We start from the raw sequence: 13,355 nt of genomic DNA, 5'->3' as shown, positions 1-13,355 counted from the left end.
GTCCTCACAGCCTCTCCACGTTGGCGCCGCGGCAGCGGTCGCGGGTGTCGAAGACGAAGCGGCTCGCCCGCTGGACCCGGTCGTAGTCGAAGCAGTCGTCCCCGCTGAGGACGACGACGGCGTCCGCCCGGGCGAGCTCGGCGTTGGCGGGCTCGACCAGCTCGATGCCCGCCGGCAGCAGGAGGTCGGCGGCGCCGGGGTCGGCCGCCCGCACCCGGGCGCCGAGGCGGCACAGCGCCTTCGGCACCTCGATCGGCGTCAGCCCGAGCAGGAGGATCCTGCTGCCCCGGATCGAACGGCAGCGGCGGTTGAGCGCCCGGCCGAGCCGGGCCACGACCTCGTCGGCCATGTGCTCGTTGACGTCGTTGGCCAGCTCCACCAGGCGGAAGGTCCGGTCGCCGCCGCGGCGCACCCGCCAGGGCAGCAGGGAGGCGTCCAGCGGCAGGCAGGGGGCGTCGAGTCCGGGCGAGGGCGCGAACCGCAGGTAGCCGAACGGCCGGGTCGAGGCCGCCTCCACCGCCTCCCAGGCGTCGACCCCGAGCTGGGCCGCGAACAGCGACACCTCGTTCGCGAGAGCCGTGTTGACGTGGGTGAACACCGTCTCCAGGAGGCCGGCGAGCTCGGCCGTCCGGGGCGAGGAGACCGGGACGACCTCCCGCACCAGCCGTCCGTAGAAGGCGGTCACCCGCTCCAGCGCGGCCGGGCCGACCCCGGAGACGAGCCGGGGGATGTTGGCCAGACGCCAGCGCGGGTTGCCCGGCTCGCGGCGCGCGGGGCTGTAGCCGAGGTGGAAGTCCTCCCCCGGCGCCAGGCCCGACCCGTCCTCCAGCAGCGGCCCCAGCCACTCCTCTGTGGTGCCGGGGTACGCGGTGGACTCCAGGACGACGGTGGCGCCGGGGCGCAGCAGCGGGGCGATCCGCTCCCCCACATCGGTCAGGGCGTCCAGGTCGGGCGCGCCGCCGCGCATCCGCACCGGGACGGTCACCGCGCACACGTCGAAGTCCGCGGCGTCGGCGTAGCCGGCGGTGGCGGTGTAGCGGCCCGAGGCGTGGGCGGCGGCCAGGGCCGACTCGTCGGCGCCGTCGCAGGGCTCCCCGGCGTTCAGCCGTTTGACGAGCCACTCGTCCGCGTCGACGCCCACGACCCGGAACCCGGCCTCGACCGCACGCATCGCCAGGGGCAGCCCGGCCGCGCCCTGGCCGACGACCACCAGCTTCTCCGACATGGGGACGACTGTAGGGACGCGGCGGCGGCGCGGCCCTCATTGCCCGACTCGCCGGGTGTAAGGCTTGGGCACGGATAGGGAAAAGTCTTTCCCGTCGGGGTCCGGACGCCCGGTGGCGGGTCGTACGGCGGGCTAGCTTCTGCCACATGATCAGGGAAGAGCCTGCATGAAACCGGACGACCGGATTCGTGTCATGGAGATAATCGCCCGGATGAACGTCGGTGGCTCCGCCACCCAGGTCGCCGGGCTCTGTGAGCGACTCAACCCGGACGAGTTCGACCACCGTCTGTACACCGGGCACGTGGACGGCGGCGAGGGCGACCATCTGCGGCTGCGCGACACGGCCATCCCGGTCCACCACATACCGGGCCTCGGCCGGTCGATCCGGCCGATCGACGACTACCGGGCCCTCCTGCGCCTGGTCAGGGCCATGCGGGCGTTCCGGCCCCACATCATCCACACCTGGACCACCAAGGCCGGGGCCCTCGGCCGTGTCGCGGCGCGCGCGTCCGGCGTCGGCGCGGCCCGCATCCACGCGTTCCACGGCCACCAGTTGCACGCGCACGTCCCGGGGCTGCGGCGGCGGGTCTACGTCCGCGCCGAGCGGCTCCTCGCGCCCATGACCGACCGGCTCGTCACCGTCGGGGCGCAGGTCCGCGACGACCTGCTCGCGGCCGGCATCGGCCGTCCCGAGCAGTACGTGGTGATCCCGCCGGGCGTGCGGCTCGGCCCCCTTCCCACCCGCGCGGCCGCGCGGGAGGCGCTCGGCCTTCCGCTGGACGCGCCCGTCGTCGCGTACGTCGGGCGGCTGAAGAAGATGAAGCGGCCGGACCGGTTCGCCGAGGTGGCCGCCGAAGTGCTGGAGCGCGTGCCCGGCTGCCGGTTCGTCGTGTGCGGCAGCGGCGCGCTGAAGGAGGACATGGAGCGCGCCGTCATGCCGATGTGGGACTCCTTCCGCCTCCTCGGATGGCGCAGGGACGTCGAGACCGTGTACGCGGCGGCCGACGTGGTGCTGCTGACCGGTGACAACGAGGGGACCGCCGTGTCGCTGGTGGAGGCCGGCATGGCCGGGGTGCCGGTCGTCGCCACCCGGGTCGGGAGCGTCGCGGAGATCGTCCAGGACCGGCGCACCGGGCTGCTCGCCGGCCCCGACGTGGAAGAGCTGGCCGGGCACACCGTCCAGGTGCTGCTCGACCCCGGCCTCGCCCGGCGCATGGGTGAGGCCGCCCGGCGGTGGACCACCCGGGCGTTCGGGGTGGACCGGCTGGTGGCCGACACCGAGGCGCTCTACCGCTCGCTGCGGGGGGCCGCCCGGGCCGGGGTGGGCAGCCGATGACGGTCCTCGCCGCGGCGGCCGTCGCCTTTCTGCTGGCCGCCCGGTTCGCGGGCGCCGCGCGCCGCCGGGCGCCCTATCTCGCGGGGACCGCGGCCGCCGCCTCGGCCGCGCTGGCCCCCACGGCCGTCCTCGCCGCGGCGGGGCAGGCCGACCGCAGGGTGACCGCGATCGCGCTGGCCGCGGGCGCCGTGGCCGCGCTCGGCGTCATCTGCGAGGTGGGCGGGCTGCCGCTCGCCGTACGGGTCATCGTCGAGTCGGTGGCGGCGGGCGGCGTCGTGCTGTGCGGCGTGCAGGTCACGTTCACCGGCGACTGGTGGGACGGACCTGTGACCGTGATGTGGCTGGTGGGGGCGACGAACGCGTTCTGCCTGCTCGACCGGGTCAGGGGCGCGCTCACGCCGGTGACCGCGGTGACGGCCGCCTTCCTCGCCGGGACGGCGCTCGTGCTGGGCGACCCGGGCCCGGCCGCGCTGCTCGCGGCCCTGTGCGGCGCGTGTCTCGGGTTCGCCGTCCCGCGGGGCGCCGGGGCGCGCATGGGCGCGTCGGGGGCGCTGTTCTCCGGGTTCGTCCTGGCCGCGGGGGCGACGGCGCTGACCGCGGGCCGCGACGCCGGCACGATCGCCGCCGGGCTGCTGCTCCCCGCGTTCGTGGCGATCGTCGGCGCGGGCGCGTACGGCACCCGCCGGCTGAGCCGGGCGGGGCTGGGACCGCGGACGGTGGCGGCCGTGCTGACCGGGCTGTCGGCGGTCACGGGGACGGCCGGCCTCGCGGTCGCGCTGGGCGTCCTTCCCGCAGGGGCGGCCGCGGCGGCCTGCGCGCTCGGCGGGGCGGCCCTGGTGGCCGTGTGGCGGGCGGCGGGAGCACGGCGCGGGCCCGCCGGGAGCCCCGTCCCCACGCTCGTGAGGAGGGGGTGAGCTCCGGGCGGGCCCGCGTCCCGTCGTGAATCAGCGGCCGACGTTGGCCTCGTGGCCGATCGACAGGCCCGAGTCGACGTCGAAGAAGTGCAGGTTGTGGGTGTCCACGACCAGCTCGATGTCCTGGCCGGGACGGACGTGGCTGCGCGCGTTGACGCGGGCGGTCCACAGCGACTTGTCGCCGGTCAGCGGCAGCGTCGCCTCCTCCTCGTCTCCGTCGTGCGCGGCGGCCACGGTGTCCTTGTGCTCGACCGGCGGGGCGTCGATCGTGAACAGGACGTTGATCTCGGAGCCCAGCTCCTCGGTGACGTTCGCGCGGACCGGGATGCGCACCCAACCGCCGGAGTTGCCGTTGGCGGAGGTGGAGTCCTCGAAGTCGGACGGGCGGATGCCCAGGATGATCTTGCGGCCGACGTAGCGGTCGAGGCCCGGCTTCTCGGCGAAGGTCGAGTCCGGCACGGGCAGCTTGTAGCCGGCGAAGGCGACGGCGGCGCCGCCGTTGTCGCGGACCAGCTCGGCGTAGGTGAAGTTCATGGCCGGGGAGCCCATGAAGCCGGCGACGAACAGGTTGACCGGGTCGTCGAACAGGTTCTGCGGGGTGTCCACCTGCTGGAGCACGCCGTCGCGCAGGACGCAGACGCGGTCGCCGAGGGTCATGGCCTCGACCTGGTCGTGGGTGACGTACACCGTGGTGACGCCGAGGCGCTCGTGCAGCTGGTTGAGGGAGGCGCGCATGGAGACGCGGAGCTTGGCGTCGAGGTTCGACAGCGGCTCGTCCATGAGGAACGCCTGGGGCTCGCGGACGATCGCGCGGCCCATCGCGACACGCTGGCGCTGACCACCGGACAGGGCGGCCGGCTTGCGCTTGAGGTACTGCTCCAGGCCCAGCATCCGGGCGGCGTCGTTGACCCGCTTCTGGATCTCGGCCTTGGGCATCTTGCGGAGCTTGAGGCCGAACGCGAGGTTCTCCTCGACCGTCATGTGGGGGTACAGCGCGTAGTTCTGGAAGACCATCGCGATGTCGCGGTCCTTGGGCGGGAGGTGGTTGACCACCCGGTCACCGATGAGGATCTCGCCGCCGCTGATGTCCTCCAGGCCGGCGATCATCCGCAGGGCGGTGGACTTGCCACACCCTGACGGGCCGACCAGCACCATGAACTCGCCGTCCTTGATCTCCAGGTTCAGGCCGTTCACGGCCTTCACCCCACCCGCGTAGATCTTGTCGACGTTGTTCAGAACGATAGAAGCCATGCCAGTCCTTCGCACTTCCGGAACAGGGGGAAGGTGGATACGTTTTCAGAACTTTCCCCCCAAGTGCCATCTACTGTCAAGATTCCGGTGGCGCGAGCGATGGAACTCTGCTGGAATCGTTTCCATGAGCGGTCCGATCTCACGCAGGGTCACCATCAAGGACGTGGCGGAGGCGGCGGGCGTGGGTGTGGCGACCGTGTCCCGGGTGCTGTCCGGGGGCTCGGCGAGCGCGGAGACCCGCGAACGGGTGCTGGCCGCCGCGGCCCGGCTCGACTACCGGCCGAGCGCGCTCGGGCGCAACCTGCGCCGGCAGCGGACGGGCGGCATCGGCCTGCTGGTCCCCGACGTCACCGACACGTTCTACGCCCGCCTCGTCGACGGCGTGCTGTCGTGCGCCCGCTCGTACGGCGAGCCGGTGACGGTGGGGGTGACCGGGGACGACCCCGAGCGGGAGGCCGAGCTGATCGGCACGCTCATCGAGCACAGCATGGACCGGGTGATCGCGGTCCCCTCCGGCGACGGGGAGACGTGGGCGCCCGCCCTGCGGTCGGGGCTCAACCTGGTCTTCGCCGATCGCCGGGTGCGGGCCGACGTGCCGAGCGTGGTCGCCGACGACCGTTCCGGGGTCCTGACCGCGGTGGAGTACCTCGTGGGCCTGGGACACCGGAGGATCGCGTTCCTGGCCCGGCACGGGCAGTCGCAGCGGGTGGCGGCGTTCACGGGCGCCCTCGCGGCGCTCGGGCTGCCGGCCGACCCGGAGCTGGTCGTGCACGCGCGGGCCAGCCGCGACTCGGCCTACGCGGCGGCGGCGGGCCTGCTGCAGCACCGGCCGGACGTCACCGCGGTGCTGGCCGGCGGCAACGTCCTGGGAGAGGCGGCCGTGCTCGCGGCCCGCGAGCTGGACGTGCGGATACCGCGGGACGTGTCCCTCGTGATGTTCGACGACGTGCCCTGGGCCGAGCTGTGCTCCCCGCCGCTGACGGTGATCGCGCAGCCCGCCCAGGACATCGGCTACCGCGCCGCCGAGCTGGTCTTCCGGCAGGGACGCCGGCCGCCGACGGTCACGCTGCCCACCGAGCTCGTCGTGCGGGCGAGCTGCGGGCCTAGGAGATGACCTTCTCGACGGCCTCGACGACCTCGGGGTCCTCCGGCTCGGTCCTCGGGCGGAACCGGGCCACGACGTCGCCGCCGCCCGACAGCAGGAACTTCTCGAAGTTCCACTGCACGTCGCCCGCCTCGCCCGAGGCGTCGGGGACGGCCGTCAGCTCGGCGTAGAGGGGATGGCGGCCCTCGCCGTTCACCTCGGTCTTCTCCAGCAGCGGGAAGTCCACGCCGTACGTCGTGGAGCAGAACTGCTGGATCTCCTCCGCGGATCCGGGCTCCTGTCCGTAGAACTGGTTGCACGGGACGCCGACGACGGTGAACCCGCGGCCGGCGTACGTCTGCTGCAGCCGGACGAGGCCGGCGTACTGAGGGGTGAGGCCGCACTTGGACGCGACGTTGACGATCAGGGCCGCCCGGCCGCCGAGAAGCGTGCCGAGGGTGGTCCGCTCGCCGTCCAGGGTGGTCACCGGGATCTCCAGAGCGCTCATGGCGCGACTCTACCCATCGGTAAACGGAGGGTCGCCACAAGGGCCGCCCCCGGGGCGCGGACGGCAAAGAACTGTCCGGGAGGCGTCGCCGTTGCGGCGCCGGAGCCGTCCCGGCGTATTTCAATCCGGCCAGAGGACCCGTCGCGGCGCCTCCCGGAAGTTCATGTGATCCGGTGCAGGCCGAGCGGGCGGCCGCGTCCACGCCATGGACGCGTCACCGCCGCGGCGGGCGCGTGCGCGCGCCCGCCCCCGCACGCGACCCGACGACAAGGACCGATTTGGACAGCAGAAGCGTTCTACGCGGCACCGTCGCGACCGCCATCGCCTGCGCCCTCGGCGGCGCCGGGAGCGTCGCGGCGTGGGCCGGGGCGTCGGCCGGACCGGCCACGCACCTCGGCGTGTGGAAGATGCGCGTCACGCCGGTGACCCAGAAGATCCGGCGGGCCCCTACGAAGGTCCGCAACAAGGCCTACGCCTTCCGGATGGTGACCAGGCGGGCGTGGTCGGGCGACCAGTTCCAGTGCCTGGACAGCCTGTGGACCAGGGAGAGCAACTGGGACCACCGGGCCTTCAACGAGGGGTCCGGCGCCTACGGGATCCCGCAGGCGCTGCCGGGCAGCAAGATGGGGTTCGTGGCCCGGGACTGGCGCTTCAACCCGCAGACCCAGATCAGGTGGGGGCTGCGGTACATCAGAGGCCGCTACGGCTCGCCGTGCGGCGCCTGGGGCCACTTCAGGTCCCACAACTGGTACTGACGCGGGAGGCGCCCGGCGCTCAGGCCCGGGCGTCTCCCCTGCCGGCGCGCTTCGCCGCCCGCACGGACATCGCCTGCACCAGCAGTTCGAGCCCGAACTCGAACTCCTCGTCGTGGTCGCACTCCACCAGGTACGGGGAGAGCTCCCCGACCACCGGGAACAGCGCGGGGTCCACCTCCGCCACCGGGACGTCGGGCCGCACCGGGGCGAACGTCGGCGTGACCCCCACCTCGCGCAGCAGCGACCCGACGACGTACGCGATGAACATGCGCAGCATCTGGACCGCCTCCCTGCCGTCGAACCCGGCGTCGAGCAGCGTCGACAGCGCCCGCTCGACGGGAAGCAGCCCGGCCGTCGACCGCAACTGCCGGCTGACGACGACCATCGTGGAGCGCGGGTAGTGGTGGGCGATCTGCCGGAAGGCCCGGGCCTGGATCCGCACCCGTTCGGTCCAGTGGGCCGCCGGGTCGTCGGTGAACTCCACCTGGGACAGGACGGACTCGGCGACCGCGTCCAGCAGGGCCGACTTGTTCGGGACGTGGTTGTAGAGCGACATCACCCCGACGCCCAGGTCGGCCGCGATCCTGCGCATGGAGACCGCGTCGGCGCCCTCCCGCTCGATCAGGTCGATGGCCGCGTCGACGATCCGTTTCCTGCTGAGCATGACGAGATTCTCCCCCACCTGTTGACGCACGTACAGCGTACGTGCCACGCTCGCAGGTGAACGTACGGTGTACGTCTAGGAGGTCCCGTGTCGACGCACGAGCTCTACACGATCCCGGCCGAGCTGTCCACGTGGGACGTGTCGATGACCGGCGCGGCCCGCTTCACCTGGGAGTACGACGACGGCCGGGACCGCATGCTCGCCCTGTACCAGAAGGGCAAGGACAAGCAGTGGGACTCCGTCAAGCGGATCGACTGGGGCCTCGAGGTCGACCCGTACGACGTCCTCGGCATCCCCGACACCACCATCGCGATCTACGGCACGCCGCTGTGGGACCGGATGGACGAGCGGCAGCGCAAAGACGTGCGCAGGCACGGCGCGGCCTGGCAGTTCTCCCAGTTCCTGCACGGCGAGCAGGGCGCGATGATCTGCTCGGCCCGGATCGTCGAGTCGGTGCCCGACCTCGACGCGAAGTTCTACGCCGCCACCCAGACGATGGACGAGGCGCGGCACGCGGAGACGTACGCCCGGTTCCTGCAGGAGAAGGTCGGGCTGGCCTACCCGATCAACGAGCACCTCAAGGCGCTGCTCGACAGCACGCTCGGCGACTCGCGCTGGGACATGCCCTACCTCGGCATGCAGGTGCTCATCGAGGGCCTCGCCCTGGCCGCGTTCGGCGTGATGCGCGACATCACCACCAAGCCGCTGCCCAAGCAGATCCTCGCGTACGTGATGCAGGACGAGGCGCGGCACGTCGCCTTCGGGCGCATGGCGCTGCGCGACTACTACCGGAACCTGTCCGAGGGCGAGCTGCGCGAGCGCGAGGACTTCGTCATCGAGGGCTGCTACCTCATGCGCGACCGGCTGCGCGGGCGGGAGACCTGGGAGAACCTCGGCCTGTCCCGCCCCGAGGTCGACGAGGCCATGGAGTGCGTCGACCGGTCGGAGTACCTGCGGCTGTTCCGGTCGCTGCTGTTCAGCCGCATCGTGCCGTGCGTCAAGGACATCGGGCTGTGGAGCCCCCGGCTGCAGAAGGCGTACGCCGACATGGGCGTGCTCGACATGGCCGGGCAGAGCCTCGACGCGCTGATGAGGCAGGACGAGGAGATCGCCGAGACGATCGACGCCGAGCGCTTCGCCCAGGAGGAGCGGGAGCGCCGCGAGGAGGTCGCGGAGACGATCGCCGCGGCGCAGGACACCTCCTCCGCCTGAGCCGCGACCGCGTCCCGGCCGGCTCAGGACGCCAGCGTGATCACGAGCACGAGGGCGCCGGCCGCCACGCAGAGCGCGCCCAGCCAGGCGAGCCGGACGTCGAGCCCCGGGTCGAGCGTCCTCCCCTCGACGAGCGCCCGCTCCACATGGCGGTAGCGGACGCCCGTGCGCACCAGCAGGACGGCGCCGGACAGGGCCGCCAGCACGAAGGGCACGGTCACCGCGCCCGCGACTCCGTGGCGAAACGCCGCCCCGGCCGCCCCCAGCCCGCACCCGGCCAGCGCGGCGGCCGCGCGCACCCAGGCCAGGCGGGTCCGCTCACTGTGCAGGCCGGGCCCGCCAGGGGTTCCGGGACGCGTCCGCGGACCGGTCATTTGGACAGCAGGATCAGGACGAGGGCGAGGACGGCCACCCCCGCCACGCCGTACCCGACCATGGGCGCGAGGGCGGGCGGCGGGAGCGGCTCGTCCCGGCGCAGAGCGCGCTGGATGTGCCGCCAGCGGGGGTACGCCGTGGCCGCGGCGACGGCCGCCAGCAGCACGAGCACGACGGCCAGCAGCGTGCGCACCCAGGGGACGAAGACGGTCGCGGGGACCACCGCCATCGCGATGCCGCCCGCGCTCAGGGCGAGGGAGGTGCTGATCCAGGTGAGGAACGTGCGCTCGTTGGCCAGCGTGAACCGAGGGTCCGGCTCGTTGCCTTCCATAGCGGAAGGTTAGATTCGCCCCTTTACCCCTAGATTTGGCGGGTTGCCGCAACCCGTGGGCGGATCAGATGCAGGCGTCGCTCACCTGCTTGAGGTAGCGGGCGCCGTCCGTGGCCACCCGCTCGGCGGCCTGGGCGGCCGACTCCGCGTCGCGCACGTCGAGCTTGCCGAGCCGGTCGGACAGGCCCTGGAGGGCCTCCTTCAGCGAGGTGTCGGCGGCCTTGGCGGCGATGTCGTCCAGCTTGGCCGCGCCGTCCTTGAGCTTCTGGCGCATCGCCTCCGGGTCGTTCACCGTCGCGCCGATGTCCTTGATCGTCTGGGTGACGGCCCTCGTCGCCTCGGCGCAGGTCTGCGCCTTGTCGGCGGTGGCGCAGCCGGAGACGAGCAGCGCGGCGGTGGCGGCGACGGCGGCGAGCGGGAGGAGTCGCATGGCCGAAACCCTACCCAACCCACGGCAGGCCGGAGCGGTGCTCGCAGGCCGTAGCATCGGCGACATGGGGATCTGCGAACACATGGTCAACACCGCCGAACCGGAGCCGCGCACGCCGGAGGGCTGCGAGGAGTGCCTGCGGGCCGGCACGCGCTGGGTCCACCTGCGCAAGTGTCTCGACTGCGGGCACGTCGGCTGCTGCGACTCCTCTCCGGGCCGCCACGCCACCGCCCACTTCAAGGAGGCGGGGCACCCGGTGATCCGCTCGTACGAGCCGGGCGAGGAGTGGCGCTGGTGCTTCGTGGACCAGCGCCTCGGCTGATCCACCGGCATGCACAGGTTTGATCCAACAGCCCGCGCGGGCGTGATCCACCGACATGCACAGGTTTGATCCAACGGCCCGCGCGGGCCTGATCCGCCGGCCCGCGCGGGGGCCGGTCACCGACCCGTTTTCGCCGTGCGGGGGTCAGCCGCGTTCGAGCGTGGCCTCCTCGAAGTCGAGCTCCTGCATCACCCGGTGGAGCACCTCGTCGTCGATGCGCCGCTCGTCGCGCAGGCGGACGAACACCTCGCGCTCGGCCGCCAGCATCTCCCTGCGGAGCCGCCGGTAGAGGCTGGCGGGCGTCTCCTCCCCCTCAGGGCCGGTGCCGCCTCCCAGCCGCTCCCAGGCGTGCATCGCCCGGCGCTCGGCGCGGGTGCGCAACTGGTCCACGACCTCCTCGTGCACCTCGTGGACGCCCTCGGCGGTCAGCTCGTCGAGCCGGGCCAGCGCGGCGGCCGCCGCGGCCTGCTGCGCGCCGGCCTCGGCCAGGTCGTCGGCGTACCGTTCCCGGGCCGTCGACACCCCGACCTTGCGGATGAGCCAGGGGAACGACAGCCCCTGGACGATCAGCGTGCCGATGACTATCGCGAACGTCAGGAACAGCAGCAGGTCGCGCTTGGGGAAGTTCTCCGGGAGGCCGAAGGCCGCGGCGAGCGACACCACGCCGCGCATCCCCGCCCAGCTCGTCAGGACCACGTTCTGCCAGGGCGGCGTCTTCGGCTCCCGCGCCCGGACCCGTTTGGACAGCATCCGGGGGAAGTAGATCGCGGGTGGCACCCAGACGATCCGCAGCAGGACCACCAGGAGGAACAGCACGACCGCGTAGGTGACGACCGTTCCCAGCGGCTCGGCCGTGAGCCCGCCGATGACCGGGCGCACCTGGAGGCCGATGAGCGCGAAGACGATCGACTCCAGCACCAGGTCGACCACCTGCCAGACCGCCCCCGACAGCAGCCGCGTGCCGTACGACGTGCGGCTCAGCTCGTGGCCGAGGTAGATCCCGACGATCACGACCGAGATCACGCCCGAGGCCCCCGCCGCCTCCGCCCCGAGATAGGCGGCGTACGGCACGAGCAGCGAGACGCCGTTCGCGATCAGCGGATCGGTCAGGCGGCGCAGCACGGCCCCCGTGACGTACGCGACGGCGAGGCCGATCGCGACGCCGGCGCCGGCCGCGACGACGAACTGCCTGCTCGCGTCGAGCAGGTCGACCGCGCCGCCGAGGAGGGCCCCGACGGCCACCCGGTAGGCGGTGAGCGCGGTGGCGTCGTTGAACAGGCCCTCGCCGACGAGGACGGTCAACGCGCGGCGCGGAAGCCCGAGCTTGCGGCCCACGGCCACGGCCGACACGGCGTCGGTCGGGGCCACGATCGCCCCGAGCGCGAACGCCGCCGCCAGCGGCAGCTGCGGGATCAGGGCGTGGGCCGCGAAGCCCATGGCCACGGTGGTGAACAGGACGAGCCCGACCGCGAGCAGCCCGACCGGCCGCCGCGCGTCGCGCAGCCGCAGGTAGGAGCTGTCCAGCGCGGCCGAGTAGAGCATCGGCGGCAGGAACACCGACAGGACGATGTGCGGGTCCAGCCGGTAACTGGGGACGCCCGGGACGTAGGACGCGACCAGGCCGGCCAGGACGAGGAGGAGCGGAGCCGACCAGCCCCGCCATCGTGCGACGCCCGCGACCGCCAGCGCGCCGGCCGGGAGCAGGAGGAGCTGTAACGCCGTTGACGTGTCCATCAATCGACGAGATTACTTACAGCTGAGACCCCAAATGTCCCCGGCCGGGTCCCCGGCGCGCCGGGCGACGCTGTCCATCCGGCTCGGCGGCGCGCCAGGCGACGCGGATCCGGCGGGCTTATCGCGCAACCGCCGGCCGTGGATCCGGCCGGCGGCGTCCGGCTGGGTCACCAGCCGCGCGCGTCCTCCCACGTCTCCGCGCGGTGGTCGGCCCACTGCTCGACGGGCTGGTCCACGGGCGGCTCGACCCGGTGCTCCCTGCGGGGCTCCGGCCGGAGCCGCTCGCCGGTGCTGTACATCGGCTCCTGGACGTACGGTCTGACCTGTCCCAGGCCGAGGGGGTCGCTGGGGTCGACATCGGCCCCGCCCGCCGGCTGGTGCTGGGGGGCCCACTGCCCCTGGGGAACCTGCTGCGGCGGCGCCACGGGCCGGCCCGGCTGCGGCGCGCTCCGCGGCCCGGCCTGGGGGACGCCCTGGCCGTCCATCGGGCCGTACTGGGCGTTCTGCGGAACCTGCTGAGCCGCCGAGGACGCGACGAGACGGTCCTGCACGGGGGCCCCGCGGGCGACGAGGACGTCGTTCGGGCCGAGCGTGGCGGCCGCGGGCTGATACGGCTCGGCGTACGGCTCCTGGGGATAGGACTCCATCGACGGCGCCGGAGCCGGGACGGGCGGCCGGGCGTACTGCCCGGTCCCCGGATAGTCCGGATAGTCGGGGTAGTCCTGATAGTCGGCGTGGGCCGGACGGGCGTAGCCCTCCCGCTCCTGGGCGTACGGGTCGTGGACCTGCGTCGCGTACTCCTCGGGGGCCTGGGCCGCCGGGTAGTCGTCCTGCACGGCGTACCCGTCGTGCCCCTCGCGCGCCTGGTAGACGCCCTCGGGAGCGGGGAACGGGCCGGTCCCGGCGTCCTCGTCCTGGAGGTGGCCGCCGGCCTCGTGGAATCCCTCGTCCAGGGTGTCGATCAGGCGTCCCACATCGCTCATGGGCATACGGAAACTCGCCGTGCACATCTCGCCCCGCCACAGGCTCAGCACCAGCGTGCCGTCGTGCCAGGTGACGCGGAGCACGCGGTCTTGCCCGCGCGCGTCGAAGAACACCTCACCGAACGATGGCAATGGGACAACTTCCGACATGGCAGACATAGTGCCTTTACCTGCCCTTATCCGTCCACTCGACCTCGGGGAAACCCTTGCGAAAGTCCGTTTCGTACCTCT

Annotated in this window: 15 protein-coding genes; 6 read left to right on the top strand and 9 right to left on the bottom strand. The window is 73.0% G+C overall.

Going from position 1 to position 13,355, the window contains the following annotated elements; translation table 11 throughout:
* Positions 1 to 4: 4 nt before the first annotated feature.
* Positions 5 to 1,225 (bottom strand): nucleotide sugar dehydrogenase, encoded by a 1,221-nt coding sequence (locus Mco01_RS06805; protein ID WP_204055984.1) that lies wholly within the window; start codon positions 1,223 to 1,225, stop codon positions 5 to 7.
* Between the two features lie 211 nt (positions 1,226 to 1,436).
* On the opposite strand from Mco01_RS06805, the gene Mco01_RS06800 reads away from it, so the two are divergent.
* Complete coding sequence (locus Mco01_RS06800) at positions 1,437 to 2,561, top strand: glycosyltransferase (protein ID WP_239103388.1); 1,125 nt, start codon at positions 1,437 to 1,439, stop codon at positions 2,559 to 2,561.
* Entirely contained in the window at positions 2,558 to 3,475 is a 918-nt protein-coding gene (locus Mco01_RS06795) for an MraY family glycosyltransferase (protein WP_204055982.1), read from the top strand. Before Mco01_RS06800 ends, Mco01_RS06795 begins: the two co-directional genes overlap by 4 nt.
* 30 nt (positions 3,476 to 3,505) lie before the next feature.
* On the opposite strand, the gene Mco01_RS06790 is transcribed toward Mco01_RS06795, so the two are convergent.
* On the bottom strand, positions 3,506 to 4,726 hold the full coding sequence (locus tag Mco01_RS06790; RefSeq protein ID WP_036330083.1) for an ABC transporter ATP-binding protein: 1,221 nt from the start codon (positions 4,724 to 4,726) through the stop codon (positions 3,506 to 3,508).
* 124 nt (positions 4,727 to 4,850) lie between these two features.
* On the opposite strand from Mco01_RS06790, the gene Mco01_RS06785 reads away from it, so the two are divergent.
* On the top strand, positions 4,851 to 5,840 hold the full coding sequence (locus tag Mco01_RS06785) for a LacI family DNA-binding transcriptional regulator (protein WP_204055981.1): 990 nt from the start codon (positions 4,851 to 4,853) through the stop codon (positions 5,838 to 5,840).
* On the opposite strand, the gene Mco01_RS06780 is transcribed toward Mco01_RS06785, so the two are convergent.
* On the bottom strand, positions 5,830 to 6,318 hold the full coding sequence (locus tag Mco01_RS06780) for a glutathione peroxidase (protein WP_204055980.1): 489 nt from the start codon (positions 6,316 to 6,318) through the stop codon (positions 5,830 to 5,832). The two genes, Mco01_RS06785 and Mco01_RS06780, sit on opposite strands and share 11 nt — an antisense overlap.
* A 278-nt stretch (positions 6,319 to 6,596) precedes the next feature.
* Between Mco01_RS06780 and Mco01_RS06775 the strand changes: the two genes are divergently transcribed.
* Complete coding sequence (locus Mco01_RS06775; protein WP_036330086.1) at positions 6,597 to 7,073, top strand: aggregation-promoting factor C-terminal-like domain-containing protein; 477 nt, start codon at positions 6,597 to 6,599, stop codon at positions 7,071 to 7,073.
* A gap of 19 nt (positions 7,074 to 7,092) precedes the next feature.
* On the opposite strand, the gene Mco01_RS06770 is transcribed toward Mco01_RS06775, so the two are convergent.
* Positions 7,093 to 7,737, bottom strand: a complete 645-nt coding sequence (locus tag Mco01_RS06770; protein ID WP_204055979.1) for a TetR/AcrR family transcriptional regulator C-terminal domain-containing protein — start codon at positions 7,735 to 7,737, stop codon at positions 7,093 to 7,095.
* Positions 7,738 to 7,824: 87 nt separating this feature from the next.
* On the opposite strand from Mco01_RS06770, the gene Mco01_RS06765 reads away from it, so the two are divergent.
* Complete coding sequence (locus Mco01_RS06765) at positions 7,825 to 8,949, top strand: ferritin-like domain-containing protein (RefSeq protein ID WP_204055978.1); 1,125 nt, start codon at positions 7,825 to 7,827, stop codon at positions 8,947 to 8,949.
* A 23-nt stretch (positions 8,950 to 8,972) separates the two neighbouring features.
* Here the strand turns inward: Mco01_RS06765 and Mco01_RS06760 are convergent, their stop codons facing one another.
* The 3 genes from Mco01_RS06760 to Mco01_RS06750 all read right to left on the bottom strand — a co-directional run bounded on the left by Mco01_RS06760 (position 8,973) and on the right by Mco01_RS06750 (position 10,085).
* On the bottom strand, positions 8,973 to 9,323 hold the full coding sequence (locus tag Mco01_RS06760) for a DUF202 domain-containing protein (protein WP_204055977.1): 351 nt from the start codon (positions 9,321 to 9,323) through the stop codon (positions 8,973 to 8,975).
* Positions 9,320 to 9,655 (bottom strand): YidH family protein, encoded by a 336-nt coding sequence (locus tag Mco01_RS06755; protein WP_204055976.1) that lies wholly within the window; start codon positions 9,653 to 9,655, stop codon positions 9,320 to 9,322. The genes Mco01_RS06760 and Mco01_RS06755 overlap by 4 nt, the downstream gene beginning before the upstream one ends.
* Positions 9,656 to 9,719: 64 nt before the next feature.
* A complete protein-coding gene (locus Mco01_RS06750; protein WP_204055975.1) occupies positions 9,720 to 10,085 on the bottom strand; it encodes a DUF8711 family protein in 366 nt (121 codons plus the stop codon).
* Positions 10,086 to 10,149: 64 nt separating this feature from the next.
* Here Mco01_RS06750 and Mco01_RS06745 point away from each other — a divergent pair, with 64 nt between their 5' ends.
* The gene (locus Mco01_RS06745; protein WP_204055974.1) at positions 10,150 to 10,407 is read left to right on the top strand and encodes a ubiquitin carboxyl-terminal hydrolase 14; all 258 of its coding nucleotides are present in this window, start codon (positions 10,150 to 10,152) and stop codon (positions 10,405 to 10,407) included.
* 144 nt (positions 10,408 to 10,551) lie between these two features.
* Here Mco01_RS06745 and Mco01_RS06740 read toward each other — a convergent pair whose 3' ends face one another.
* On the bottom strand, positions 10,552 to 12,141 hold the full coding sequence (locus tag Mco01_RS06740) for a Na+/H+ antiporter (RefSeq protein ID WP_204055973.1): 1,590 nt from the start codon (positions 12,139 to 12,141) through the stop codon (positions 10,552 to 10,554).
* Between the two features lie 167 nt (positions 12,142 to 12,308).
* Positions 12,309 to 13,256, bottom strand: a complete 948-nt coding sequence (locus Mco01_RS06735) for a hypothetical protein (RefSeq protein WP_204055972.1) — start codon at positions 13,254 to 13,256, stop codon at positions 12,309 to 12,311.
* Positions 13,257 to 13,355: the final 99 nt, after the last annotated feature.

Source organism: Microbispora corallina, assembly GCF_016863035.1.
GTDB classification, from domain to species: Bacteria; Actinomycetota; Actinomycetes; order Streptosporangiales; family Streptosporangiaceae; genus Microbispora; species Microbispora corallina.
This window is presented reverse-complemented; position numbering and strand designations above follow the sequence as displayed.

Excerpts from the sequence above, each read along its gene's own strand:
- Mco01_RS06785 (WP_204055981.1), top strand. The coding sequence starts at position 4,851 with ATGAGCGGTCCGATCTCACGCAGGGTCACCATCAAGGACGTGGCGGAG.
- Mco01_RS06740 (WP_204055973.1), bottom strand. The coding sequence starts at position 12,141 with ATGGACACGTCAACGGCGTTACAGCTCCTCCTGCTCCCGGCCGGCGCG.
- Mco01_RS06750 (WP_204055975.1), bottom strand. The coding sequence starts at position 10,085 with ATGCGACTCCTCCCGCTCGCCGCCGTCGCCGCCACCGCCGCGCTGCTC.
- Mco01_RS06790 (WP_036330083.1), bottom strand. The coding sequence starts at position 4,726 with ATGGCTTCTATCGTTCTGAACAACGTCGACAAGATCTACGCGGGTGGG.
- Mco01_RS06760 (WP_204055977.1), bottom strand. The coding sequence starts at position 9,323 with ATGACCGGTCCGCGGACGCGTCCCGGAACCCCTGGCGGGCCCGGCCTG.
- Mco01_RS06780 (WP_204055980.1), bottom strand. The coding sequence starts at position 6,318 with ATGAGCGCTCTGGAGATCCCGGTGACCACCCTGGACGGCGAGCGGACC.
- Mco01_RS06795 (WP_204055982.1), top strand. The coding sequence starts at position 2,558 with ATGACGGTCCTCGCCGCGGCGGCCGTCGCCTTTCTGCTGGCCGCCCGG.
- Mco01_RS06755 (WP_204055976.1), bottom strand. The coding sequence starts at position 9,655 with ATGGAAGGCAACGAGCCGGACCCTCGGTTCACGCTGGCCAACGAGCGC.
- Mco01_RS06770 (WP_204055979.1), bottom strand. The coding sequence starts at position 7,737 with ATGCTCAGCAGGAAACGGATCGTCGACGCGGCCATCGACCTGATCGAG.
- Mco01_RS06800 (WP_239103388.1), top strand. The coding sequence starts at position 1,437 with ATGAACGTCGGTGGCTCCGCCACCCAGGTCGCCGGGCTCTGTGAGCGA.
- Mco01_RS06745 (WP_204055974.1), top strand. The coding sequence starts at position 10,150 with ATGGGGATCTGCGAACACATGGTCAACACCGCCGAACCGGAGCCGCGC.
- Mco01_RS06805 (WP_204055984.1), bottom strand. The coding sequence starts at position 1,225 with ATGTCGGAGAAGCTGGTGGTCGTCGGCCAGGGCGCGGCCGGGCTGCCC.